The following is a 24,881-nucleotide window of genomic DNA, read 5'->3' on the forward strand; positions in this document are numbered from 1 at the left end:
GGGACAATTCTGGCAAACTGTACTGGTACAAGGGATAGTACAGATGATTTCGACGGGCCTTCTGCGCAGCCTCGAAGCTGTAGAAGCCGCTTACGCAAGCGGAGAAATCGAGCGTGGCGATGAAAACGCCACCGCCGACAGGACCCCGCTCGTTGAAAAGGTGATGGGCATTATTCGCGGACGCATTACGGCGATGAGCCTTGCGCCGGGTGCACGACTACCTTCCATCCGTCGCCTCGCCGAAGCGATGAATGTCTCGAAATCCACTGTCGTCGAAGCCTATGACAGGCTGGTGGCGGAAGGCATAATCCAGTCGCGCCGCGGTGCCGGTTTCTATGTTTCGGAGCGCGCTCGCCAGCCATTTTCGCTGGCCACCAACACACCGCACAAGGAACGCCAGATCGATCCTTTCTGGGTCATGCGACAGTCACTTGAGGCAGACGACACTGCACTTAAACCGGGGTGCGGATGGCTACCCGACACGTGGCTTCCACAGGAAGCGATCCGCCGGGCGATGCGCGCGGTTGCTCGCGACGAGGGGAGCGATATTGCCACCTATGGCGAACCGCTCGGGTTCCGCCCCCTGCGCCAGCACCTTGCTCACCGACTCGGTGAACAAGGCATCGACGTTTCGAGCGGAGAAATATTGCTGGCCGATTCCGGCACGCAGGCCATCGACCTGATCTGCCGTTATCTGTTGCAACCGGGCGATACGGTTCTGGTCGATGATCCCTGCTACTTCAACTTTCAGGCCGTGCTTCTGACACACCGTGTAAAACTGGTCGGGGTGCCCTATACCCATACCGGCCCGGACCTCGAAGCCTTTGCGAGAGCAGCCAGCGAACACGCTCCGAAACTCTATATATCCAATGCCGGATTGCATAACCCGACCGGCGGTTCGATGACGCCAGCCACGGCCCACCGGCTGCTGAAGCTCGCCGAAGCGCATGGCGTCACGCTGGTCGAAGACAATATCTTCGGCGACTTCCACCCCTCGCCTACCCCGCTTCTTGCCGAACTGGACGGGTTCGACCGCGTCCTGCATGTTGGCAGTTTCTCCAAGACGCTGTCCGCCGCAGCCCGCGTCGGCTATATCGCCGGACGTCGCGACTGGATCGACGGGCTGACCGACCTGAAGCTCGCCACCAGCTTCGGGGGCAATGTGTTGTCGCAACAGATTGTGCATGCGCTCTTGACCGATGGTGCCTATCGCCGCCACGTGGACAGCCTGCGCGCCAAACTGGCCGATGCGATGACACTCATCGCCAGCCGCCTGAAGGCAGAGGGCCTCACGCTGTGGACCGAGCCGCAAGGCGGCATGTTTCTATGGGCCGAATTGCCCGCTGGGCTGGACTCCGGCCAGATTGCGCGGCATGCTCTGGACAAAGGCGTCGTGCTTGCGCCCGGCAACGTCTTCAGTCCGTCACATACGGCCAGCCGTTTCCTGCGCTTCAACGTTGCGCAATCGCTGGAGCCATACGTTTTCGCTGTGCTGCGCGATGCGATGAGAGACGCGCGCACCAAAACCGACAGCTGAAAAACTCCCTCAACATTAGCACTCCCGTATCGAAAACAATTTCAAGCAAAAGAGACACAGTCATCCGGACGGCTGCGGTTATACTCCTGCGACATGTCTTTGGAGGAGACATCGCGCATTTCTTCGTCAGTTCGGTGTCGAAAGACATGCCGTCATGACGATCCAGCGCAGGGAGAACGGAGAGAGCAGGCTGGCGATATATTCGCGCCTGCTGGGAGGGAGTAGCATTGAATACGCACCAGTCCGGGGCGGATACGCTTTCGCGTCCCGAAGATGAAAAACTATCTGTCGCTGCCAATCTGGCATATGGTTTTCAGCATGTGCTGACCATGTATGGGGGCATCGTGGCAGTTCCGCTGATCATCGGTCAGGCGGCTGGTCTCAGCCCAACCGAAATCGGCCTCTTGATCACCGCATCGCTTTTTGCCGGTGGCGTTGCCACCGTCCTGCAAACCGTCGGCATACCTTTTTTCGGCTGCCAGCTGCCTCTGGTCCAGGGCGTCTCTTTTTCGGGCGTCGCCACCATGGTAGCCATCGTCACATCGAGCCAGACCGGTGAAGCCGGCTTGCAGGTCGTGCTGGGGGCCGTCATTGCGGCAGCCGTCATCGGCCTTATCATCACGCCAATATTCTCACGCATCACGCGTTTCTTTCCGCCGCTCGTCACCGGTATCGTCATCACCACCATCGGCCTGACGCTGATGCCTGTTGCGGCGCGCTGGGCAATGGGCGGAGACAGCAACAGCCCCGAATTCGGCAGCATGGCCAATATCGGGCTTGCAGGCCTCACACTGGTCATCGTGCTCATTCTCAGCAAGATGGGCAATGCCACGATTTCGCGACTTTCGATCCTGCTCGCGATGGTCATCGGAACCTTTATCGCCTGGGCGCTCGGCATGACCGATTTTTCGCGGGTGAGCGAAGGTTCAATGGTGGCGCTGCCGGAAATCTTCCACTTCGGCATGCCGGTATTCAGCCTCGCCGCAACGCTCTCTATGTTCATTGTGATCATGGTCACGCTCGTCGAGACTTCTGCCGATATTCTGGCGGTCGGTGAAATCCTCGGTACGAAAGTGGATTCGCGACGTCTCGCCAACGGCCTGCGCGCGGATATGCTTTCAAGCATCCTGTCGCCGGTTGTCGGTTCCTTTACGCAAAGCGCCTTCGCACAGAATGTCGGCCTTGTCGCTGTGACAGGCGTGAAGAGCCGTTATGTCGTGGCAACTGGCGGGCTGATCCTTATCACCCTCGGCCTCCTGCCGGTGATGGGTCGGGTGATCGCCTGCGTTCCTCCGGCAGTTCTGGGTGGAGCGGGTATCGTCCTGTTCGGCACGGTGGCTGCAAGCGGCATCCGCACACTCGCCAAAGTGGACTACGAGAACAATATCAATCTCATCATCGTGGCAACCTCGATCGGCTTCGGTATGATCCCGATCGCCGCACCCCAGTTCTATCATAACTTTCCAACCTGGTTCGAAACCATCTTCCACTCCGGCATCAGCTCGGCAGCGTTGATGGCCATTGCGCTCAACCTGATGTTCAATGAAATCAAATTGGGCAACAGCAACCAGATGTCAGTTTTCGCGGAAGGTACGGAACGCATCATCCGCCATCACAACATCTCGGAGCTGCATGACGGAGATTATTTCCTGAACGGCAAGCTCTACGATGCCAAAGGCAATGAAGTCAGGGTCGTCGCTGCTGCCGCCGCACACTGAGACGATTATCTCAGGACACGGATCATGGTTCGGTCCGTCAGATGAGGCAGGAGGCGCGCCATGTCGGCGCGCCTCAATGCTATGCAGCCTTCTGTGGGCGTATAGCCGGGTCGGGCAAGGTGAAAGAAGATTGCACTGCCGCATCCGCGACGGCGTGGCGCAATATTCCAGTCCATGACAATGCAGACATCATAAAGATCATCACGCCGCCACATATCCTCGTGGCTTGCCGCATAAGGCAGCCTTACCGGGCGGTTGTAATTGGCGTCAGACGATGCATCGCACCAGCCATCCAGACGGCGGATGCGCCCGAGCGGCAACCGCGATGACGGCAGCACACCCTTGTCGCCGCGGCGGTATCCATAGAGCAGCCGCATGGTCGCCAGAGGCGTTGCTCCGTCACCTTCGCGCTTGAAAGCGCTGATTCCCCCCTTGCCAAGAGCGCATTCCAGCACCAGATTGCCGGCAACAAGCAAACCGCGAGTCTTGTGGCCCGGTTTGGCCCGCACATCGATAATGCCAATTCCTCGGCTAATTTCGTATCTGGCCAAGCCCCCGCCTCCGTGTCATGCATGTTTCAAACCGTTGTCGGCGAGAGCAAAAATCTCTTTCGCGTTTCGCCGCTTCAACTTGTCTCCATTAAATGTCATAAAACACCAAGAGCCATTTAAATCAAAGAGTAACGAGGACAGGCATGACAGGCCGTACGATACTGATTGTGGACGATGACGAAGATCTCCGTTCTATCCTCGTCGAACAGCTGGAGCTGTGCGAAGAATTCCAGATTTTGCAGGAAGACAATGCCACCAAGGGCATCCAGACTGCACGAAACGGCATTGTAGACCTCCTGATCATGGATGTCGGGCTGCCGGATATGGATGGACGTGAAGCCGTAAAATTGCTGCGCAAGGGCGGTTTCAAGGCGCCGATCATCATGCTCACCGGCCACGATACGGAATCGGATACGATTCTCGGCCTCGAATCGGGCGCCAATGATTACGTCACCAAGCCGTTCAAATTCGCGGTGCTTCTGGCGCGCGTGCGCGCGCAGCTGCGTCAGCACGAGCAGAGCGAGGACGCGACCTTCATCGTCGGCCCTTATACGTTCAAGCCCGGCCAGAAACTCCTCATCGACGAGAAGGGCAGCAAGATTCGCCTCACCGAAAAGGAAGCGGCGATCATCAAGTATCTCTATCGTGCCGGCGACAAGGTTATCGGCCGCGATGTGCTTCTTGAAGAAGTATGGGGTTATAATTCAGGTGTGACCACGCATACGCTGGAAACCCACGTCTATCGTCTGCGCCAGAAAATCGAAAAAGATCCGTCCAATGCGGCGCTTCTGGTCACAGAAAGCGGGGGATACAAGCTTGTCCCATGATGGACAGCGCCCGATGCAGGTGTATTGACGACCCATGGCGCTTGATGACGATATTCGCATTCTCGGCACGGTAGGCCTGTTCGAGTCTTTTACGCCCGAACAGTTGCGGTTGCTTGCCTTCGGTGCGGAACGTCTCGTTCTCAGGGCCGGGCGTGAGCTTTTCCGTGAAGGGCAAAGTGCCGACTGCGCCTATATCGTCGTATCGGGCAATATCACCCTGTTTCATGAACAAGACGAAGGGCGGATTGCGATCCGCCCTGTCGGCCCTGGCGCCATGATTGGCGAAATGGCGTTGATCGCGCAGACCTCGCGTCTTACCGGTGCCGTCGCCGAAGCGGAAACCGAGGTTATCCGCATCAGCCGCGCAATCTTCCGCCGCATTCTGGAAGAATATCCCGAAGTGGCGGCGGCACTCCATGCGCATGTCAGTCGCAATCTGCTGGAACTGATCGGCGAAATCGAAAAAGTCGCACCGCGCCTGAATGGCGATTGACCCTTTTCAGAGTTCAATCACCCTTTCCATTCCGATGGCATTGAGAAAAGCCTGATCGTGGCTCACGATGATCAATGCTCCCTCATAGGCATTGAGAGCGGTTTCCAGTGCCTCGATGGAATCCAGGTCGAGATGATTGGTCGGTTCATCAAGGATCAAAAGTTCGGGAAGCTCTGTTCCACCCAGAACGCAGGCAAGTGCCGCCCGCAACAATTCGCCTCCACTGAGACTGCTGGCAAGCCGTGAAGCCCCCTCGCCGCGAAACGAAAAACGCGCCAGTGCTGCACGGGCATCATTGTCGTTCGACCCCGGATTGAGATGCCGATAATTTTCATAAAGGGTCTGGCCGCGATCCATCAGGCTCATCTGCTGGTCAAACATCACCATGCGCTCCGGGCGCATGACGGTTCCGGCCAAAGGTTGAAGCTCCCCCGTAATCAGCCGCAACAGGCTGGTCTTGCCTGCGCCATTCGGCCCTGCGACAACCACACGCTCGGCTCCCACGATCTTCAATGACAGGTCGCGGATCACCGGGTAGTCGGCTTGCGGCCCGCCCGAGACACTTTGCATATCGAGCATGACGCGACCGGAAGGCGGAACCGCACCAGCCACATTGAAATGCATCGGCCTTACTCGCTCGACTTTTGCTTCCGCCTCCTGCAACTGCTCGTTGGCCCGGCTAGACTGGCGTTCCGCCAGTGCATCGCCCCGGCCTTTCGATTGCTGCGCACGGTCCTCCCGGGCATCGAGCAGCATTTTGCTCATCCCTGCATCGGCGCGTGATTTGCGACCGCGCGCATCGCTGCGCGCCTGTCTTTCGGCTGCAGCCTGTGCCTTGCGCTCCACCTGCTTGACTTCACGCCGTGCCGTTACGAGATCGCGCACCGCCGTCGCGCGCTCTTCGGTCTTTTTTGCGTGATAGAAGTCCCAGTTGCCGCCATAGAGCCGAAGCCCGTCCGGAGATAATTCTGCTATCGCATCCATGGACTGCAACAGTTCGCGGTCATGGCTGACTACCACGGCTGCGCCGCGCCAGGCGGTCAGCAAATCGACAACTGCCAAACGACCGGCACGATCAAGATTATTTGTCGGCTCGTCCAAGAGAATGAGATCAGGCTGGCGAAATATGAGGGCTGCAAGCGCCGCGCGCGTCTGCTGACCTCCACTCAAGGTCGACAGGAGTATCTCGGAAGCCATATCAGGCAATCCAAGCCGCTGCAGCGCGTCGGTAAAGCGCTGCGGCAGAAGCCAGTCGGCCTCACTAAGATCGCTGTCACTGGCCAAGCCCTGTTCGACACGGGCCAAAATGTCGAAGTCTGTGCGCGCATCGAAAAGATCAGCCAGCGTCTCGGAACCATCGCCGCCGACGTTCTGCCGCAAAACACCGATGGTCCCGTTCACCGTCACATTTCCGCTTGTCGGAAGCAGCGCGCCATTCATCACATGCAACAGCGTCGATTTACCCACACCATTGCGCCCGACCAGACCGATGCGGCCCTCGGCTATGCTGAAATTAATGGATTCGAAGAGAGTACGGCCATCAGCCGTAACGCAGGAAACATCCTGAAGTGTAAGAAGAGCAGACATCGCGAACCATGGAAACGTTGAAAACACTGGTCATTTGAAACAGTGCAATCCGATCCATCGTTCTTCTCTCCTCTTCTAAACCGGCTCTTATATAGGCCTTACGATCCGATCAATCCAGATCGAATGTCGCAATGACTGGCACATGGTCCGATGGGCGGTCCCAACCGCGCGCATCGCGAAGGATTTGCAGACCCTGCATATGCCCTTCAAGATCGGCAGAACCCCAGACGTGATCCAGCCTGCGGCCACGATCCGATTCGGCCCAATCCTTGGCGCGATAGCTCCACCAGGTGAAGATTTTCTGGTCCGCCGGAATAAGCTGTCGCATCAGGTCGCTCCAGCCACCCTTCACACGCAAATCTTCCAGCGTTTCGGTTTCTATCGGCGTATGGCTGACGATCTTGAGCAACTGCTTGTGCGACCAGACGTCGTTTTCGAGCGGAGCAATGTTGAGATCACCAACGAGAACGGAAGAATGTCCGTCTTTCCGGTCGGCGACGATAGCGCGCATTTCTTCCAGAAAAGCCAGCTTATGCGCGAATTTCGGATTGATTACCGGGTCCGGCTCATCACCGCCCGCAGGAACGTAAAAGTTATGAATACGGAGCTTCTTACCGCCCGCCTCGACGACAGCGCTCAAATGGCGGCAATCGCCCATGTCGCAGAAACCGATCTTTTCCACGCCCGTCAGAGGACGCCGCGATATCGTAGCAACGCCGTGGTAGCCCTTCTGACCGCTGATCGCGATGTGCTCATAGCCAAGAGCCCGGAACCCTTTCGACGGAAACAGATTATCGGGGCACTTCGTTTCCTGAAGGCACAGAACATCCGGCTGATAATCGCGCAGAAACTGTTCGACCAGCGGCATACGCAGACGAACGGAATTGATGTTCCAAGTAGCAACGGAAAAGGCCATGAAGATAGGACTCGCAGCAACGAAAAAGATGCTGCGAACCTAATCATTTATCCGGCAAATGCAAACGGCTTGCCTATCACAAACTGACGATTACTGACCTTTGCGCTTCATTGCGATGCGCTGATAGTCGATCTTGAACATATCGTCGGTGAAACGCACGCCGCTGCGCACGTTGAAGATCATGACAGTGGTATCAAGCTTCTGGGCATCGGTGATGGTCCACTGCTTCAGCTCGTAGGATTTAGGGTCGAACATCATGGTGATTTTCGAATCGCCAAAGATCGACTTGTCGCCCAGGACCAGCGTGGTCATGTCCGGCTCCTGCTTCACATTCTGAAGACGGCCACCACCCAGATCAATCCGATCTGCCAGCAGAAGCTTCAAGGGCGTCTTCGAAAGCGGATAGAGATCCCAGGTATCGAGCTTGCGATTATTGATGACAACCGATTCGCCATCCGAAATCACCCGGATTGGAGAATTATTGTAGTTGAAGCGAATCTTGCCCGGACGCTCGATATAGAAAGTGCCGCCCGTCTGTTCGCCCTTCGGGCCGAACTGTACGAACTCGCCGGTCATTGTACGTACCGATGAAAAATGATCGGCGATCTGCTGTGCCGCCGCACCGCCGCCTGCCCCCTGCGCCATCGCGGCGACGGGAGCGAGAACCAGCGACGTCATGCCAAGCCCAAGCGCTCCCATTCCCAGCACGGCGGCAAGGCGACCAGCTTTCGCGAAGGCGGAGAAACGGGAGAACATCATCGACAAACTTTCTCTTTTCATCATTCTGTTTAACTACACCGCCAGTTGGGCGCGAGTATGGCCATCAGAAATCATCGTCGCCAGTGGGAACCAAAATTTCACGCTTGCCCGCATGGTTGGCCGGACCGACAATGCCCTCCTCTTCCATGCGTTCGATGATTGAGGCAGCCCGATTATAACCAATACCGAGACGGCGCTGGATGTAGGAAGTCGAAGCCTTCTTGTCACGCAGCACCACGGCCACGGCCTGATCGTAAGGATCGTCGGAATCCTCCAGATTGCCGGTTCCAGCCGGACCGCTGCCACCTTCGTCGTCTTCGTCATCCTCGGTGATGGCATCGAGATATTCCGGCACGCCCTGAAGCTTCAGATGCTGCACGATGCGCTCCACCTCGTCGTCACCGACGAAAGGCCCGTGCACGCGCTGGATGCGGCCACCGCCAGCCATGAAGAGCATATCACCCTGACCGAGAAGCTGCTCGGCGCCCTGCTCGCCCAGAATGGTTCGGCTATCGATCTTCGACGTCACCTGGAATGAAATGCGGGTCGGGAAGTTGGCCTTGATCGTTCCGGTGATGACATCCACTGACGGGCGCTGGGTGGCCATGATGACATGAATACCCGCCGCACGCGCCATCTGCGCCAGACGCTGCACTGCACCTTCGATATCCTTGCCGGCAACCATCATCAGGTCGGCCATTTCGTCGATAATCACGACGATATATGGCATCGGCTCCAGATCGAGCTCCTCCGTCTCGTAAATCGCCTCGCCGGTATTGCGGTCAAAGCCGGTCTGGACCGTACGTGCAATCGGCTCACCCTTTTTCTGCGCAAGGCCGACGCGCTGATTAAAGCCGTCAATATTGCGCACGCCGACCTTCGACATCTTGCGATAACGGTCTTCCATTTCGCGCACGGTCCATTTGAGCGCGACCACGGCTTTCTTGGGATCGGTTACGACAGGCGTCAGCAGATGCGGAATGCCGTCATAGACCGAGAGTTCCAGCATCTTCGGATCGATCATGATCAGGCGGCATTCCTGCGGTGTCATGCGATAAAGCAAGGACAGGATCATGGTGTTGATCGCCACCGACTTACCCGAACCGGTCGTACCGGCGACGAGAACGTGCGGCATCTTCGCGATATCGGCGATCACCGGCTCGCCATTGATGGTCTTGCCGAGCGCAAGCGCGAGTTTCGCCTTCGACTGTTCGAAGTCGCGACTTGCCAGCATCTCGCGCAGATAAACCATCTCGCGCTTCGGGTTCGGCAGTTCGATGCCAATGGCGTTACGGCCGGGAATGACGGCCACGCGTGCTGCAATCGCGCTCATCGAGCGGGCGATATCGTCGGCAAGACCGATGACGCGCGAGGACTTGATTCCCGGTGCGGGCTCCAGTTCGTAAAGTGTCACCACCGGACCAGGCTTCACATTGATGATTTCACCACGCACGCCGAAATCTTCCAGCACACCTTCCAACAGACGGGCGTTCTGTTCCAGCGCATCCTTGGAAAGCGCGGGATCGCGCTGGACGAGCTTCGGTTCGGCAAGGAAATGCAGCGATGGCATTTCAAACACGCCGTTGTCCTTGAGGAAGGACGGCTGCGCCTCGCGCTGGGCGCGGGCACCGGGTTTCGGCGACGGAGCGGCCTGTTCCACGCGAGCCTTTCGGCTACGCGGCGGCGGCGCATCGTGCCATTCCTGACCGGCGAGCGGCGCATCATCATCCATATCGTCCATATCGAAAGGCGGTTCGTCATCGGCAGCCGCTGGCGCCCCGAATCCGGGTTCGCGGCGCGGCGCATTGCGTGTTTCGGCGTTGCGGCGCACAACGCGCATATCGTCGAAATCTTCCGCGCGCGGGCGACGACGGCCAAGCCCCGTCAGGCGCTTGAAGTTCGCGGTCGTGGTCAGTACCAGATGGGTGAGCGCGCCCATAAGCTGGAAACCACCACCGGCTGATGTTTCATCGTCCTCGTCATCTGCTGCGAAATCATCCTCCTCCGCGCCACGGCGGCCCGAGGGCTGTGCAGGATTGACGATCCCCACACCGCGCCCAATGATACCGCTGGCGAAAAGGCAGAGCCAGAAGGCCGGTACGGCGAGGATAAGCGCAATGCCTGAAGCGATCGCGCCTTGCGGGAAACTGCCAAGGAAAAGACCCGGGAACTTCAGGATCATGTCGCCGAAGACGCCACCGAGACCAATCGGCATCGGCCAGCTTTCCGGCACGGCGAAGCAGCTGGCGATGGCTGCAAACAGGAGTGCAGCGCCGAGCCACGCGAAACTGCGCTTGGCTACGCGGCCAATGCCGCCGCGTGTCATCATCAGCAGCGACCAGACGGCGAGCGGAAGCAGAGCGGGAACACTCGCCAGACCGAAAAACTGCATGGCAATATCGGAGAACACTGCGCCCGGATAACCCAGCGCATTCGTTACCGGATTGTCGGTCGCATGGCTGAAGCTCGGATCGGCAACATTCCATGTCGCCAATGCGCCGACCGCCATGCCGGTGAGCGCCAGAAGCCCCAATCCGAACAGGATATAGAACTGCCTGCGGAAGAGATTGGCCAGTTTCAGCCTGTCTTCCGTAATCCGCTCGTCACGCAGCGGGTATGAGGGCGAATATCCTTGCCGCATATAGCCTGTCCCGAACCGAAAATATTTGCTGGCCCCTGAGCGGAAATGCTCCGGGCACATTGAATCGGTCCGATCCTAGTCGCGAGATGGTTAATTCCTCATTAACCATGCATCAGGCCGCAGATAAATCCTGTCGACAAAATGAAAAAGGCGCAGTTTTCCGCGCCTTTTTCCTCTTGAGACAATCCCGCTCTATTGAACGGATTCGCCGTGCAAAGCGATGTCGAGGCCTTCGATCTCGGCCTGTTTGCTGGGGCGCAGACCCATGACAGCCTTGACCACGTAAAGAATGATCGCGGTGGCGATCGCCGTATAGACAATCGTGATGGCAGCACCGAAGAACTGCTTGCCGATGGTTGCACCTTCGCTGGCCGGGTTGATCGCCGCATCGGCGAAGAGACCGGTCAGCACCGCACCGACGAAGCCGCCGACACCATGGACGCCGAACGCATCGAGCGAATCGTCATAACCGAGAGCATGCTTGATCTTTACGGCCGCCACATAGCAGACCGCACCAGCCACGATGCCGATGATGAGCGCACCCATGGGGTTGACGAAACCGGCGGCAGGCGTAACGGCAACAAGGCCGGCAACGGCGCCTGAAATGATACCGAGCACGCTCGGCTTGCCTGCAATCGCCCATTCCACAAACATCCAGGCCAGAGCTGCACCAGCAGTCGCAACCTGCGTATTGAGCATGGCGACGCCAGCAAGTGCATTGGCACCGACAGCGGACCCGGCATTGAAGCCGAACCAGCCAACCCACAGAAGGGCAGCACCAATGACCGACAGCACGAGATTGTGCGGCGCCATATTGGTGTGGCCGTAACCATCGCGCTTGCCGATGATGAGAGCCGCAACCAGACCGGCCACACCGGCATTGATATGGACGACCGTGCCGCCAGCAAAATCAAGCACGCCATCCGACGCCATGAAGCCGCCGCCCCAGACCCAATGCGCGACCGGGATATAGACGATGAACAGCCAGAGGGTCAGGAAGACAAGCATGGAGGAAAACTTCATGCGTTCGGCAAACGAACCGGCGATAAGTGCGGGCGTGATCACCGCAAAAGTCATCTGGAAGGTGATGAACACATATTCGGGGATCGTTCCCGTCAGCGATTCCATCGTGACGCCGGAGAAAAAGGCCTTGGAAAGACCGCCAATATAAGAGTTGAGCGATCCACCATCGGTAAAGGCCAGCGAATAGCCTGCAACCATCCACAGAATGGACATGAGACAAGTAATGGCGAAGCTCTGCATCACCGTGGAGAGCACGTTCTTCTTGCGCACCATGCCGCCATAGAACAGAGCGAGACCCGGTATAGTCATCATCAACACAAGCGCGGTTGAAGTCAGCATCCACGCCGTATCGCCCGTATCGAGGGTTGGTGTCGGTGCGGCGTCCTGTGCCAATGCCGTCCCGGCCATGGCGACGAGCGCAGGCAGGGTAGCCAGAAGGGCCGTTTGCTTGTTTCTTCCTGTTATGAGCATCGAATTTCTCCGTCGAAGGGCGGCTTCAAACGCGGCTGCGCTGGAAAGACCGGTTCAAACAGAGAGAAACAAAAATCGTGCCAGTTGGCCCTGGCTGGCAAATTAACTGCAAATTTTCTGATATTCGGTGCGCCGGATGCGGAAATTCCGGGCCATGGAAGAGGTGGTGCCGCTACGATTTCGAATCGAATGACGCCGTAAGTGATTCATTCGATTCGGTTTTTGCACCACGAGCATTCTACTAATCAGCAGCGAAATGCCTTATTTTTAATCGACTGATTGATGTGCGATTAAAAAATAATCAATTCTTTTTGTCATGGACGCGGATCAACCCTTCCTGCGCGACCGATGCGATCAGCACGCCATCGCGTGTATAAAGCGCACCCCGGTTGAAACCGCGCGCGCCGGAGGCGCTGGGGGTGTCCTGCGTATAGAGCAACCAGTCATCCAGCCTGCATGGACGATGAAACCACATGGCATGATCGAGGCTTGCAACCTGCAGATCACGGTCGAAAATGGTGCGGCCATGCGGATGCAGGGACGTATCGAGCAGCGTCATATCGGAGAGATAGGCGAGAATGGCGGCCTGCAATGCCCGGTCATCCGGCACGATACCGCGCGCTCTGACCCAGACATGCTGGACAGGCTCAAGCTTCTCGCGCGAGAAATAATGGGTCAGCGAGACAGGCTTGATTTCGATAGGTCGCTCCCGCTCCCAGTATTTGCGCACATTGGGCGGCGCCATATGGAGATATTGCTCCTTGATGTCGCGATCGCCGACAAGCTGCTCAGGCATCGGTAGTCCTTCCGGCATGGGAAGCTGGTGATCGAGCCCACCCTCATCCACCTGAAACGAAGCCGAAAGGGAAAAAATGGCCTTGCCATGCTGCTTTGCCAGAACGCGCCGTGTGCTGAAGCTCGATCCGTCGCGGATGCGGTCCACCTCATAGACAATCGGGATCGCTGGATCGCCGGGCCGCACGAAATAGGCATGCAGGGAGTGGACATGTCGCTCGGGCTCAACCGTGCGCTGCGCTGCGATCAGCGCCTGCCCGATCACCTGCCCGCCGAAAACCCGCTGCCAGCCGACCTGTGGACTGTTGCCGCGGAACAGATCCACCTCAAGAGTTTCCAGATCGAGGATGGAAAGAAGCTCACGCATTGCGTCAGTTTGAGCCTCAGCGGACTTTTCTTGATCGGTCATGGACAGCCTGTCTCCTGCAACCATATATATGCTTTGGGTTCTTGTTTGAGCCGGAGCATTGGAACCTGTCAAGAACCGTGCGGGAGAAGCTGTATCGGCAGAGGCCCGGATACCTCGCTTCGGCAGTTCGCGTTCCGACATGCACCGCGGCAAAATATCGGGTTTTTTGGACAACGATATATGCCAAAACACCGCTAGAGCGGTTCCAGTCAAACCAGAATCGTGGAACCGCACTATCTCTTTGTTTCTAAGCATTTGCCTGGCGCAAAACCGCTTCGCACTTTTGCTGGAAATGCTATCGTGAGATAGATTCTCGAAAGGAAATGACTATGGCCGCCCGGAAGAAGCAGGAAGCAGCACGCAGTAACGATGTGGTGATTGCAGGCGGCGGCTATGTCGGGCTCGTCACGGCAGTTGCGATCAAATCGGCGGCACCGCATCTTTCTGTCACCGTGATCGACGGTGCACCGGCTGGTGCCTGGAAGAACGACCCGCGCGCTTCCTCGATTGCCGCGGCTGCATCACGTATGCTTGACCAGCTCGGCTGCTGGCAGGAAATCCTTCCCGAAGCCCAGCCCATCACGGAAATGGTCATCACCGATTCGCGCACTTCCGATCCGGTGCGCCCGGTTTTTCTCACTTTCGAAGGTGAAGTCGAACCCGGCGAACCTTTTGCCCATATGGTGGAAAACCGTGTCCTTAACACCGCCCTCCATAATAAGGCCGAAGCGCTCGGAATTGTCTTCCTTGAAGCCACCAGTGTTGAGAATTTCAACACTCTCCCTGAAGGAGTAACCGTCACCCTCTCCAATGGGGATACGCTTGAAACGCGCCTGCTGATCGCCGCAGATGGTGCGCGCTCCCGCCTGCGTGATCTTGCTGGCATCAAGACCGTCAACTGGGATTACGGCCAGTCCGGCATCGTGTGCAATGTCGCCCATGAACTGCCGCATGGCGGCCGGGCTGATGAGCATTTTCTTCCAGCCGGTCCATTTGCGATCCTTCCGTTGAAGGGTAATCGCAGCTCACTGGTCTGGACCGAGCGCACATCGGATGCCGAACGCCTCATTCGCGAAGACGACTTCGTATTCGAGGCTGAACTGGAACAGCGCTTCGGGCATCGTCTCGGCGTCCTGCATGTCGAAGGCCCGCGCCGCGCCTTCCCGCTCGGCCTGACGCTGGCACGTGAATTCGTGAAGCCACGTTTGGTGCTGGTGGGCGATGCGGCGCACCGTATCCATCCCATTGCCGGTCAGGGCCTCAATCTTGGCTTCCGGGATGCCGCCGCAATTGCCGAAGTCGTGGTCGAAACGGATCGCCTCGGCCTCGACATCGGTTCATTTGCCGCTCTGGAGCGTTATCAGTCCTGGCGTCGCTTCGATACCGTGCAGATGGGTGTGACGACGGACATCCTGACCAAGCTTTTCTCCAACGACAACCCGGCCATCCGCTCTATCCGCGATATTGGTCTGGGGCTCGTAGACCGGGTACCGGCGTTGAAATCCTTCTTCATCAAGCAGGCCGCCGGTCTTTCAGGCGATACGCCGCGCTTGCTGAAGGGACAGGCTATCTGAATTCTCGCCAAGTTCTGGTTGATTGCTGGAAGCCGTGGTCAAGCGCCCTATATCGGTAGCGGAAATCCCAACCGAGAGGAGAGCTTCCCATGGACAGAAAAGCAACCGCCGTCTGGCAAGGCACGCTGAAGGAAGGCAAAGGCACCCTCAACACGCAAAGCGGTGCACTGAAAGACCTGCCTTACGATTTCAAAGCTCGTTTTCAGGACGAAAGCGGTCGCTCCGGCACCAATCCGGAAGAACTTCTGGGTGCTGCTCACGCAGGCTGCTTTGCCATGCAGCTTTCCGCACTCCTGACGGAACACGGAACACCACCGGAAAAGCTGGAAGCAACTGCGGCAGTCACTGTCGGCCCCGCAGCTGGCGGTGGCTTTGAGATCAGCCGCAGCGCGCTCACGCTCAATGCCTCTATTCCCGGCATTTCGGTCGAGGATTTCGAAGCGCTCGCCAACAAGGCCAAGCAGTCCTGCCCTCTCTCGAAAGCACTGGGCGCCATTGAAGTTACGCTGGACGCAAAGCTGGTCTGAAAAATTCCAAGACGCGGAAATGATGAGCGGGCGCAAGCCCGCTTTTCTATTCGGGCAGGTGGCAAACAGCCTCGATATTATGCCCATCCGGGTCCGTCACGAAAGCAGCGTAGTAATCAGGATGGTAATCGGCACGCAAGCCGGGTTTGCCGTTGTCGGCCCCCCCGGCAGCAATTGCCGCTTCATAAAAGCGGTCAACCTCGGAGCGGGTTCCAGCCGAAAAAGCCACATGAAGCACGCCATCGAGCTTCGCGCCCTTCTGCTTGCCGATCCAGAATTCCGGCTTGCCATTGCGGCCATACCCTACCCAGTCGCCGAACTCCATGGCGCGGCTTATGCCAAGGGGGGCGAGTGCCGCATCATAGAATGCTCGCGACTTGGACATGCTGGAAATGTTGAAACCAATATGATCGAGCATGATTGCCCTGTCTCCGATGGATCTATTCTCCAATGAGATATCGGCGCAGCTACAAAGATCAAGCCTTCTGCGATGGCAACCAGAGCTCTGATCAAGAAAAAGGGGAAGGTTTGCACCTTCCCCCTTCTCAAATTCCAGATCAGTCACGCTACTAGACGCGGCGTTCGACCATCATCTTCTTGATATCGGCACAAGAGACGTGGAGGCCACAGGCCGACAGGGACTGCGGATAAAAGCGATTGCCGCGATTACACGCGGCGCTCGACCATCATCTTCTTGATTTCGGCAATCGCCTTGGCAGGGTTCAAGCCCTTCGGGCAGGTCTGCGCACAATTCATGATCGTGTGGCAGCGATAGAGCCGGAACGGGTCTTCGAGATTGTCGAGGCGTTCGCCCTTGGCTTCGTCGCGGCTATCGATCAGCCAGCGATAAGCTTGCAGCAGCACGGCAGGACCGAGATATCGGTCGCCGTTCCACCAGTAGCTCGGGCACGAGGTCGAGCAGCAGGCGCACAGAATGCACTCGTAGAGACCGTCGAGCTTCTGACGGTCCTCATGGCTCTGCAGCCATTCCTTCTGCGGCTCCGGCGAAACCGTCTTGAGCCATGGCTCGATGGAACGATGCTGGGCGTAGAAATTGGTGAGGTCCGGCACAAGATCCTTCACCACCGGCATATGCGGCAGCGGGTAAACCTTGATGGCACCCTTGATGTCGTCCATGCCCTTGGTGCAGGCAAGCGTGTTTGCGCCGTCGATATTCATGGCGCAGGAACCGCAAATGCCTTCACGGCACGAACGGCGCAGCGTCAGGGTCGGGTCGATCTTGTTCTTGATATAGAGCAGACCGTCCAGAACCATCGGACCGCAATCGTCGCGATCGACATAATAGGTGTCGATGCTCGGATTGGCGTCGTCGTCCGGCGACCAGCGATAGATACGGAATTCGGTAACCCGCTTCGCACCGTCGGGGCGCGGCCAGGTCTTGCCCTCTTGCGGGCGCGAATTCTTGGGAAGTGCGAGTTCAACCATTGCTCTTTCCCTTGATTAGTAAACGCGCTTCTTCGGCGCAATCTTGGCGAGGCTGATGCCGCCTTCCTCTTCCGTCGTCAACGGATCGAGGTGGACAGGACGGTAGTCAAGCTTGACCTTGCCATCCGGCGACAGCCAGGACAGGGTGTGCTTGCGCCACACGGCATCGTTGCGATCCGGGAAATCCTCATGCGCATGGGCACCGCGGCTTTCCTGGCGCGCTTCGGCGGAAACAACCGTCGTCAGCGCATTCGCCATCAGGTTTTCCAGCTCAAGCGTTTCGACGAGATCGGAGTTCCAGATCATCGAACGGTCGGTAACCTTGATGTCCGGCAGTTCATGCCAGAGCTTTTCCATGCGCTCGACGCCTTGCTTGAGCGATTCCGACGTACGGAATACGGCGGCATCTTCCTGCATGGTACGCTGCATCTTCTCGCGCAGTTCTGCGGTCGGCTGGGAGCCGTTGGCAAAACGCAGACGATCGAAGCGCTCCATGATCTTGTCGCAGGCGGTAACGTCGAGGTCCGGAATCTTCGACTTGCGATCGATGACCTGCCCGGCGCGGATTGCAGCCGCACGGCCAAACACGACCAGATCGATCAGCGAGTTGGAGCCGAGACGGTTTGCGCCGTGCACCGAAGCGCAGCCCGCTTCGCCGACAGCCATCAGGCCCGGCTGTACGCGGTCTGGATCAGCCTCGGTCGGGTTCAACACTTCGCCCCAGTAATTGGTCGGAATGCCACCCATATTGTAGTGAACCGTCGGGAGAACCGGGATCGGTTCCTTGGTCACATCGACGCCTGCGAAAATCTTGGCCGATTCCGAAATACCCGGCAGGCGTTCATGCAGAACAGCCGGATCGAGATGGTCAAGATGCAGGAAGATGTGATCCTTGGCCTTGCCGACGCCACGGCCAGCACGGATTTCCATGGTCATGCAGCGCGAGACAACATCACGCGAGGCAAGATCCTTGGCCGATGGCGCATAACGCTCCATGAAGCGCTCGCCTTCGGAATTGACCAGATAACCGCCTTCACCGCGCGCGCCTTCAGTAATCAGGCAGCCAGCGCCATAGATGCCAGTTGGATGGAACTGTACGAATTCCATGTCCTGCAGTGGCAGGCCGGCACGTGCAACCATGCCGCCACCATCGCCGGTGCAGGTATGAGCAGAGGTTGCCGAGAAATAGGCACGGCCATAACCGCCCGTCGCCAGAACCACCATCTTGGCCGAGAAGCGATGGATCGTGCCGTCATCAAGGTTCCACGCCACGACGCCGGTGCAGACACCGTCGGTCATGATGAGATCGAGCGCGAAATATTCGATGAAGAACTGCGCGTTGTTCTTGAGCGACTGGCCGTAGAGCGTATGCAGGATCGCGTGGCCGGTACGGTCGGCAGCAGCACAGGTGCGCTGGACCGGAGGGCCGTCGCCGAAATTCTGCATGTGACCGCCGAACGGGCGCTGATAGATCTTGCCTTCTTCCGTACGCGAGAAAGGCACACCGTAGTGTTCCAGTTCGTAGACGGCGGCAGGCGCTTCACGCGCCAGATATTCCATCGCATCGGTGTCGCCGAGCCAGTCCGATCCCTTGACGGTATCGTACATGTGCCACTGCCAGCTGTCCGGGCCCATATTCTTGAGCGAAGCGGCGATGCCACCCTGCGCTGCGACCGTATGCGAACGGGTCGGGAAAACCTTGGTGATGCAAGCCGTCTTCAGGCCTTGCTCGGCCATGCCGAGCGTTGCGCGTAAGCCCGCGCCGCCAGCTCCGACCACCACCACGTCGAACTTGTGATCGACATAGGTATATTTGCTTGCCACGGCAGCATCGGCCGCGTTGTTTACTGCACTAGCCATCGGGCTATCAACCTCCGAAGCTCAGCTTGAGAATCGCAAAAATGCAGGCAAAGCCGACCACCGCTGTAAAGAAGGTGTTCAACATCACCAGCACGACCTTCATGCCTTCGCCATGCACATAATCTTCGATAATGACCTGCATACCCAGGCGCATGTGATAAACGCCAGTCAGAACGAACAGCGCCATCACGATTGCCGTGAAGGGATGCGACAGGGCAGCCCGGACTTCCGCATAGCTTGCGCCATTGAGCGAAATGACCAGACCGATGAAAAACATGACCAGCGGCACAAGAGCGGCGGCGCTCAAGCGCTGATACCAGAAATGACCGGTGCCTTCCTTGGCTGATCCCAGACCCCGAACCTTGCCGAGCGGGGTGCGCATATCATTGTTCATACCGTTCATGAAACCAGCTCTCCCTAGCGCACCGAATAGGCAACGACCCAGACGAGGATCGTGGCGATGACGGAGAAAACGACGGTCGCCCAGGCGATCTTCGAAGCTGTGTGCTTTTCAAGACCAGCGCCCGTATCCCAGATCAGGTGACGAACGCCACCGGCCAGATGGTGCAGAAGCGCCCAGGTATAGCCGAACAGGATCAGGCGACCGATCCAGGACGAGAACAATGCGTTGACGAAATTGAAGCACTCTTCGCTGACCGCAGCCGAAATCAGCCAGGCTGCCAGCAACAGGGTGCCGAAGTAAAGTGCGCCGCCCGTGATGCGATGGACGATGGACATCGTCATCGTAATGACCGGCTTGTAGATGGACAGGTGCGGCGACAAAGGACGCTGGCGCGTTACAGTCGGTTGTGTCATGGCTCTGTAGGCTTCCCTGACGTTTCTCTCCGGCCACACCCCGCTGACGAAGATCAGCGAAGCAGCCAGGTTGCGGGTTCTCCCGAACCCCAGTTCGACGTCGTCCAAAGCACAGGGAACCGGACTTTACGATCCCGCGCCGGTACGACCCAATAAAATATGGCTGGACCGTGGCGTACGGCCCTATGTGGCGCTTTCTACTGCGCTTTTACCATCACGTCAAAGAAGCTTTTTCACGAAAAGACTAACAATTGGTCGCACCTGGGCGACACATTCGCGTGATTGCGGCATTCAAACGATTGAAGACCGCAATCGGCAAAAACATGTGTAATTTCATCAACTTTTGGGAAATCGATCAACTGCCGAATCGAATCACATAGCTCGACCAGTCCGCAGCCGTAGCAATCTGTTCATAGAGCTTGCGCCCGTCTTCCGGCACGCGCGGCGCATTAAGCACCAGCTTGGACCAGCTGCGCTCTTCCGCCTTGTCGGCAAGCACGTCGATCAGCGCCTTGGCTATGCCCTTTCCGCGATGATCGTGATGCACATAAATATGGTCCACCTGCCCTGCACGCAGACCCGTCACGGGTTCGGGCAAATCGTAGAAGATCACGAAGCCGACCAGATTTCCGTCGACCCTGGCCCCCAGAGTTTCAGCGGCGCGATCCTGAAGCAGGTGTTCGGCATAAAAATCATCGGGGCGGCGTGGCGCGCCGCGCTTCAGCGCCTGCGCATAGCTTGCCAGCAGCGGCGCGAATTCATGGGCATCACGCAGATGGAGGAGCGCAATATCGACGGCATGATCTTTGGTCATTGGACGTTCCTTGGCGTTTCCAGCTCTTCCGCCTGCGACCTGCGAAGCAGTAGCGCACGAGAAGACCGGTTCGATTTTAGCCAGCACGGATGACAAAGGTAAAGAAAGAGTTAAGATAGTCCTCATTCTCTTTGGGATCATGCACGATGAGGCTCGATCAACGATGGCAAACTGCAAACGGCTGATACTTGGTCTGGTTGTCGTCGGCGCCCTTGCGCTGACCGGTCCCGCGCTTGCCGAAGAAGCGATGCGCTCCGTCGATGCGTCGGGAAATCTTGTCGTCCAGATGCCGGATAATGGCGCCAAGATCATCCGGGTCGGCGCGGCGCAGAAGCCAGTTTTGCCTTCGCCGCAACGCATGAAGGTGATTACCGCGTCGCGGGATCGCACGGTTGCCTATATCGTCGCCAAGCCCAACAGCAATTGCGAGAGCGCAGTCGTGCTGCACGGACGCTCTTTCATGTATGGGATCGACCGCGGGGAAACGCCGGTCCTCGACCATGCAGGCTGCGGCTATCAATAGGATTCGTTCAACGCCCGGCCTTTGAGCGGAATTCCACCACGTTTTCGTCCACCAATATCGGCAGAGCGCTGCGGACGCAGTTGCGCCCGCCCTTCTTCGCTTCATAAAGCGCCCCGTCGGCCCGCTTGTAGAGATCGGAAAACACATCGTCGAATTCCATTTCCGCGATACCGAAGCTCACGGTGAATTCAATCCCGCCGTTCCTGCCCGGAATATGGATATCGCGACAGACAAGCCGGGTCTTGTCCGCAAATCTCCATGCGGACTGGATCGTATTGCCCGGCAGAATGATCGCGAATTCCTCGCCGCCAATACGCGCGGCAATCCCACCCTTGGCATTGGCTGCCTTGCGCAATTCGGCGGAGAAAGCGGCGATGACGCGATCTCCCAGCGCATGACCATGTGTATCGTTGATTGCCTTGAAGTGGTCGATGTCGCACAGAACAAGCGACAGAGCCTGCCGCATGCGTTTCGACTTTTCAATTGCAGCCTCGGCGCGAAACTCAAAACCGCGCCGATTGAGCAACGTCGATAGCTGGTCCGTTTCCGAGCGGATCAGCATATTGGCGATCAGCTCCCGCATCAGGCTCAAGAGCAGAAGCAGCCCGCCTGCGACGGAAAGAGCAGCACCGATTGACTGCGAGAACATTGCATAGGTCGTATCGATATAATCAGCCGGTTCAGCACCCGCGCCTCCCGACAGCACGGCGATGACCGGCTTGAACAGGAAGTGGACGGCACTGATACCAAACAGCATCGCCATCAAGGTATCGATACCGTTGCGTTCCACCCGCAGGATCAGCCACACTGCCAGAAGGAGTACGAGGAAATAGGGCGCCTGATAAAGCAGCATGCCGATCATCTGGCTGCGGGCAATGTCATATATGCTGTAGACCGCGGCGAGAGATGCAATGGTCAGCAGACCGAGCGCAATCCACGGCACCGGTCGGGCATACATCCGCGCCAGACCGACGACCAGACAGGACAATGTCAGGTAATAGGTCGAAAAGGCGAGCATATAGCCGAGGCGGGGATTGGGAATGGAAGGCATGGCAAGCTCTGTCAGGAAATAGAGCATTGCGAAAATAAAGCCGAAGGCGAAGACAGGCGCGGCCGCATTATCCCGCGCATAAACGGCAATGCCGAGAAATGCGAAAGCAAACAGACCGGAAACGGTCATGTTGATCAGGAGGATAAAGTCGGCTCCATTCATCGATGCTCTTCCCCGTGCTGGCTGTCAAAGGCTCCCAGACGCCAGCCACCCCATTCCTCCTTACAATCAAAGCGTGAAAAAGCTGCTAAAATACAGCCAAAGAAAAACCGCCGGGATGAACCGGCGGTTTGATCTTTCCAGAAGCGCTTCAAAAACGCTTCGTCAGGTGTGAAACCTCAGTTCCACTCGCGAATGTCGACGAAATGTCCGGCAATTGCCGCAGCGGCAGCCATGGCTGGTGACACGAGATGCGTGCGGCCCTTAAAGCCCTGACGTCCTTCGAAGTTACGGTTCGAGGTCGAAGCGCAACGTTCGCCCGGCTTCAGGCGGTCGTCGTTCATGGCCAGGCACATGGAGCAACCCGGCTCGCGCCAGTCAAAACCGGCTTCGATGAAGATCTTGTCCAGACCTTCAGCTTCCGCCTGTTCCTTCACGAGACCCGAGCCCGGCACGATCATGGCATTGACGCCAGCCGCAACCTTCTTGCCAGCGGCCATGCGTGCCGCATCGCGCAGATCTTCGATACGACCATTGGTGCAGGAACCGATGAAGACGCGATCGATCTTGATGTCGGTCATCTTGGTGCCCGGCTTCAGGCCCATATAGTCCAGAGCACGCCACTTGGATGCACGCTTGGTTTCGTCCTTGATCTCGTCCGGGTTCGGAACGATGTCGGTGACGAAGACCACGTCTTCCGGTGAGGAACCCCAGGAAACGACCGGCGAAATCTTAGCGGCATCCAGTTCGACGATCTTGTCGAAATGTGCACCCTCATCCGAATGCAGCGTCTTCCAGTACGAAATCGCCTGTTCCAGCGCTTCGCCCTTCGGCGCGCGCGGCTTGTCCTGCACATAGGCAAAGGTCGTTTCGTCCGGTGCGATCAGACCAGCGCGTGCGCCGCCTTCAATCGACATGTTGCAGACGGTCATGCGACCTTCCATTGACAGCGAGCGAATGGCGCTGCCTGCATATTCGATCACATAACCGGTGCCGCCCGCCGTGCCGATTTCGCCGATGATGGCAAGCGTGATGTCCTTGGCGGTGACGCCGGGAGCCAGTTCGCCCTCGACACGCACCAGCATGTTCTTGGCTTTCTTCTGGATCAGCGTCTGGGTAGCCAGAACGTGTTCCACCTCGGAGGTGCCAATACCATGCGCCAGCGAACCGAAAGCGCCATGCGTGGAGGTGTGGCTATCGCCGCAGACGATGGTCATGCCCGGCAGGGTGAAGCCCTGTTCCGGTCCGACGATGTGCACGACACCCTGACGGCGATCACGCTCGGAATAATATTCAACGTTGAAATCCGCAGCATTCTTGGCCAGAGCTTCGACCTGAATGCGGCTTTCCTCGTTCTTGATACCGTTGATGCGGTCCGGTGAGGTCGGAACATTGTGATCGACCACGGCCAGCGTCTTTTCAGGATGACGCACCTTGCGGCCAGCCATGCGCAGGCCTTCAAAAGCCTGCGGACTCGTCACTTCGTGCACAAGATGGCGATCAATATAAAGGAGGCAGGTTCCGTCTTCCTGCTGATCCACTACATGGTCGTCCCAGATCTTGTCGTAAAGTGTACGCGGCGCGCTCATTGCGAGAGGTCCTTTGAATAGTTCTTAACTTTGGCTGTCATATGCACCCGCCATCACGGTTCGTCAAGAAACTGAAACCGCAACAGGGTGTCGCAGTAACAATCTTGCGAGATATGGGCGGAATTATGCAATATGTTACGCAGCCCGTCGCATTTGGCAAATAAAAAAGGCGACCCGAGGCCGCCTTTTTCAAACAGATTGCTGTGAAACTTATTCAGCAGCAGCCTTGGCGGCTTCGGCCTTGGCAGCGGCAGCCTTGTCGGCTTCGCGCTCGGCCTTGGTACGGTTGTCTTTCTTTTCAGCAATACGGGCAGCCTTACCGGTAAGGCCACGCAGGTAGTAAAGCTTCGCGCGACGAACCTTGCCGCGGCGAACGAGTTCAACGCCTTCGACGATCGGCGAGTAAACCGGGAATACGCGCTCTACGCCTTCGCCGTAAGAAATCTTGCGAACGGTGAAGTTTTCGTTGAGGCCAGCGCCGGAACGGGCAATGCAAACGCCTTCATAGGCCTGCACGCGGGTACGCGTACCTTCGGTAACGCGAACCTGAACGCGAACCGTGTCGCCCGGCTGGAAATCTGGAAGCTTGCGCTTTTCTTCGATCTTTGCTGCCTGTTCGGCTTCAAGCTGACGAATGATATCGGTCATCGTCTCTCTCCTTCTTGAATTCTTCTCAAACAGTCAGAGCGCTCTGCACTTGCCGCCAAGCAATCCTTGGCCCTGCGACTATGCCCTCAATTTCAGGCAGGAGCGGTACACCATTTATTGGTTTAGGACGTTTCGGGCTTTGCCCGA

23 protein-coding genes are annotated in these 24,881 nt (G+C 57.7%); 7 read left to right on the plus strand and 16 right to left on the minus strand.

Annotated elements, in window-relative coordinates:
• The first annotated feature begins 43 nt into the window (after positions 1-43).
• On the plus strand, positions 44-1,537 hold the full coding sequence (locus LJ361_RS21805) for a PLP-dependent aminotransferase family protein (RefSeq protein WP_010657559.1): 1,494 nt from the start codon (positions 44-46) through the stop codon (positions 1,535-1,537).
• A 227-nt stretch (positions 1,538-1,764) separates the two neighbouring features.
• Positions 1,765-3,255, plus strand: coding sequence for a nucleobase:cation symporter-2 family protein (locus tag LJ361_RS21810; RefSeq protein WP_010657560.1), 1,491 nt, complete (start codon positions 1,765-1,767; stop codon positions 3,253-3,255).
• A gap of 5 nt (positions 3,256-3,260) precedes the next feature.
• Here LJ361_RS21810 and LJ361_RS21815 read toward each other — a convergent pair whose 3' ends face one another.
• On the minus strand, positions 3,261-3,806 hold the full coding sequence (locus LJ361_RS21815; protein WP_029375808.1) for a L,D-transpeptidase family protein: 546 nt from the start codon (positions 3,804-3,806) through the stop codon (positions 3,261-3,263).
• A gap of 143 nt (positions 3,807-3,949) precedes the next feature.
• Between LJ361_RS21815 and LJ361_RS21820 the strand changes: the two genes are divergently transcribed.
• Complete coding sequence (locus LJ361_RS21820; protein ID WP_006467959.1) at positions 3,950-4,633, plus strand: response regulator transcription factor; 684 nt, start codon at positions 3,950-3,952, stop codon at positions 4,631-4,633.
• Between the two features lie 34 nt (positions 4,634-4,667).
• Positions 4,668-5,126: a cyclic nucleotide-binding domain-containing protein gene (locus tag LJ361_RS21825; RefSeq protein ID WP_010657562.1), complete on the plus strand. Its 459-nt coding sequence runs from the start codon at positions 4,668-4,670 to the stop codon at positions 5,124-5,126.
• Positions 5,127-5,132: 6 nt separating this feature from the next.
• Here the strand turns inward: LJ361_RS21825 and LJ361_RS21830 are convergent, their stop codons facing one another.
• The 6 genes from LJ361_RS21830 to tesB form a co-directional block, all read right to left on the minus strand.
• Complete coding sequence (locus tag LJ361_RS21830; RefSeq protein WP_029375809.1) at positions 5,133-6,713, minus strand: ABC-F family ATP-binding cassette domain-containing protein; 1,581 nt, start codon at positions 6,711-6,713, stop codon at positions 5,133-5,135.
• A 109-nt stretch (positions 6,714-6,822) separates the two neighbouring features.
• Positions 6,823-7,629: an exodeoxyribonuclease III gene (locus LJ361_RS21835; protein WP_010657564.1), complete on the minus strand. Its 807-nt coding sequence runs from the start codon at positions 7,627-7,629 to the stop codon at positions 6,823-6,825.
• 90 nt (positions 7,630-7,719) lie between these two features.
• Positions 7,720-8,388 carry an outer membrane lipoprotein carrier protein LolA gene (locus tag LJ361_RS21840; protein ID WP_029375810.1) on the minus strand — a complete coding sequence of 223 codons (669 nt, stop codon included), beginning with the start codon at positions 8,386-8,388 and terminating at the stop codon, positions 7,720-7,722.
• A gap of 64 nt (positions 8,389-8,452) precedes the next feature.
• Positions 8,453-11,029 carry a DNA translocase FtsK gene (locus tag LJ361_RS21845; RefSeq protein WP_010657566.1) on the minus strand — a complete coding sequence of 859 codons (2,577 nt, stop codon included), beginning with the start codon at positions 11,027-11,029 and terminating at the stop codon, positions 8,453-8,455.
• 192 nt (positions 11,030-11,221) lie between these two features.
• A complete protein-coding gene (locus tag LJ361_RS21850) occupies positions 11,222-12,523 on the minus strand; it encodes an ammonium transporter (protein WP_010657567.1) in 1,302 nt (433 codons plus the stop codon).
• 301 nt (positions 12,524-12,824) lie between these two features.
• Entirely contained in the window at positions 12,825-13,727 is a 903-nt protein-coding gene (gene tesB / locus LJ361_RS21855; RefSeq protein ID WP_010657568.1) for an acyl-CoA thioesterase II, read from the minus strand.
• Between the two features lie 329 nt (positions 13,728-14,056).
• Between tesB and LJ361_RS21860 the strand changes: the two genes are divergently transcribed.
• Together LJ361_RS21860 and LJ361_RS21865 are read left to right on the plus strand one after the other, a co-directional pair.
• A complete protein-coding gene (locus LJ361_RS21860; protein ID WP_010657569.1) occupies positions 14,057-15,301 on the plus strand; it encodes a ubiquinone biosynthesis hydroxylase in 1,245 nt (414 codons plus the stop codon).
• An 89-nt stretch (positions 15,302-15,390) separates the two neighbouring features.
• The gene (locus LJ361_RS21865; protein ID WP_010657570.1) at positions 15,391-15,828 is read left to right on the plus strand and encodes an OsmC family protein; all 438 of its coding nucleotides are present in this window, start codon (positions 15,391-15,393) and stop codon (positions 15,826-15,828) included.
• A 46-nt stretch (positions 15,829-15,874) separates the two neighbouring features.
• On the opposite strand, the gene LJ361_RS21870 is transcribed toward LJ361_RS21865, so the two are convergent.
• From LJ361_RS21870 to LJ361_RS21895, 6 genes are all read right to left on the minus strand, one after another.
• Entirely contained in the window at positions 15,875-16,246 is a 372-nt protein-coding gene (locus LJ361_RS21870; RefSeq protein WP_010657571.1) for a VOC family protein, read from the minus strand.
• A gap of 248 nt (positions 16,247-16,494) precedes the next feature.
• On the minus strand, positions 16,495-17,274 hold the full coding sequence (locus LJ361_RS21875; RefSeq protein WP_010657572.1) for a succinate dehydrogenase iron-sulfur subunit: 780 nt from the start codon (positions 17,272-17,274) through the stop codon (positions 16,495-16,497).
• A gap of 15 nt (positions 17,275-17,289) precedes the next feature.
• Positions 17,290-19,134, minus strand: coding sequence for a succinate dehydrogenase flavoprotein subunit (gene sdhA, locus LJ361_RS21880; protein WP_012091143.1), 1,845 nt, complete (start codon positions 19,132-19,134; stop codon positions 17,290-17,292).
• 7 nt (positions 19,135-19,141) lie between these two features.
• A complete protein-coding gene (sdhD, locus tag LJ361_RS21885) occupies positions 19,142-19,537 on the minus strand; it encodes a succinate dehydrogenase, hydrophobic membrane anchor protein (RefSeq protein WP_010657574.1) in 396 nt (131 codons plus the stop codon).
• 14 nt (positions 19,538-19,551) lie between these two features.
• Positions 19,552-19,950, minus strand: coding sequence for a succinate dehydrogenase, cytochrome b556 subunit (gene sdhC / locus LJ361_RS21890; RefSeq protein ID WP_010657575.1), 399 nt, complete (start codon positions 19,948-19,950; stop codon positions 19,552-19,554).
• A 355-nt stretch (positions 19,951-20,305) separates the two neighbouring features.
• Complete coding sequence (locus LJ361_RS21895) at positions 20,306-20,764, minus strand: GNAT family N-acetyltransferase (RefSeq protein WP_010657576.1); 459 nt, start codon at positions 20,762-20,764, stop codon at positions 20,306-20,308.
• Between the two features lie 163 nt (positions 20,765-20,927).
• Here LJ361_RS21895 and LJ361_RS21900 point away from each other — a divergent pair, with 163 nt between their 5' ends.
• On the plus strand, positions 20,928-21,287 hold the full coding sequence (locus LJ361_RS21900; protein WP_010657577.1) for a hypothetical protein: 360 nt from the start codon (positions 20,928-20,930) through the stop codon (positions 21,285-21,287).
• Positions 21,288-21,294: 7 nt separating this feature from the next.
• On the opposite strand, the gene LJ361_RS21905 is transcribed toward LJ361_RS21900, so the two are convergent.
• The 3 genes from LJ361_RS21905 to rplS all read right to left on the minus strand — a co-directional run bounded on the left by LJ361_RS21905 (position 21,295) and on the right by rplS (position 24,734).
• Complete coding sequence (locus LJ361_RS21905) at positions 21,295-22,500, minus strand: sensor domain-containing diguanylate cyclase (RefSeq protein WP_010657578.1); 1,206 nt, start codon at positions 22,498-22,500, stop codon at positions 21,295-21,297.
• A 176-nt stretch (positions 22,501-22,676) separates the two neighbouring features.
• A complete protein-coding gene (gene leuC, locus LJ361_RS21910) occupies positions 22,677-24,086 on the minus strand; it encodes a 3-isopropylmalate dehydratase large subunit (RefSeq protein ID WP_010657579.1) in 1,410 nt (469 codons plus the stop codon).
• 210 nt (positions 24,087-24,296) lie between these two features.
• Complete coding sequence (rplS, locus tag LJ361_RS21915; protein WP_006467977.1) at positions 24,297-24,734, minus strand: 50S ribosomal protein L19; 438 nt, start codon at positions 24,732-24,734, stop codon at positions 24,297-24,299.
• Positions 24,735-24,881: the final 147 nt, after the last annotated feature.

The organism is Brucella sp. JSBI001, assembly GCF_026014005.1.
Lineage (GTDB): Bacteria > Pseudomonadota > Alphaproteobacteria > Rhizobiales > Rhizobiaceae > Brucella > Brucella anthropi.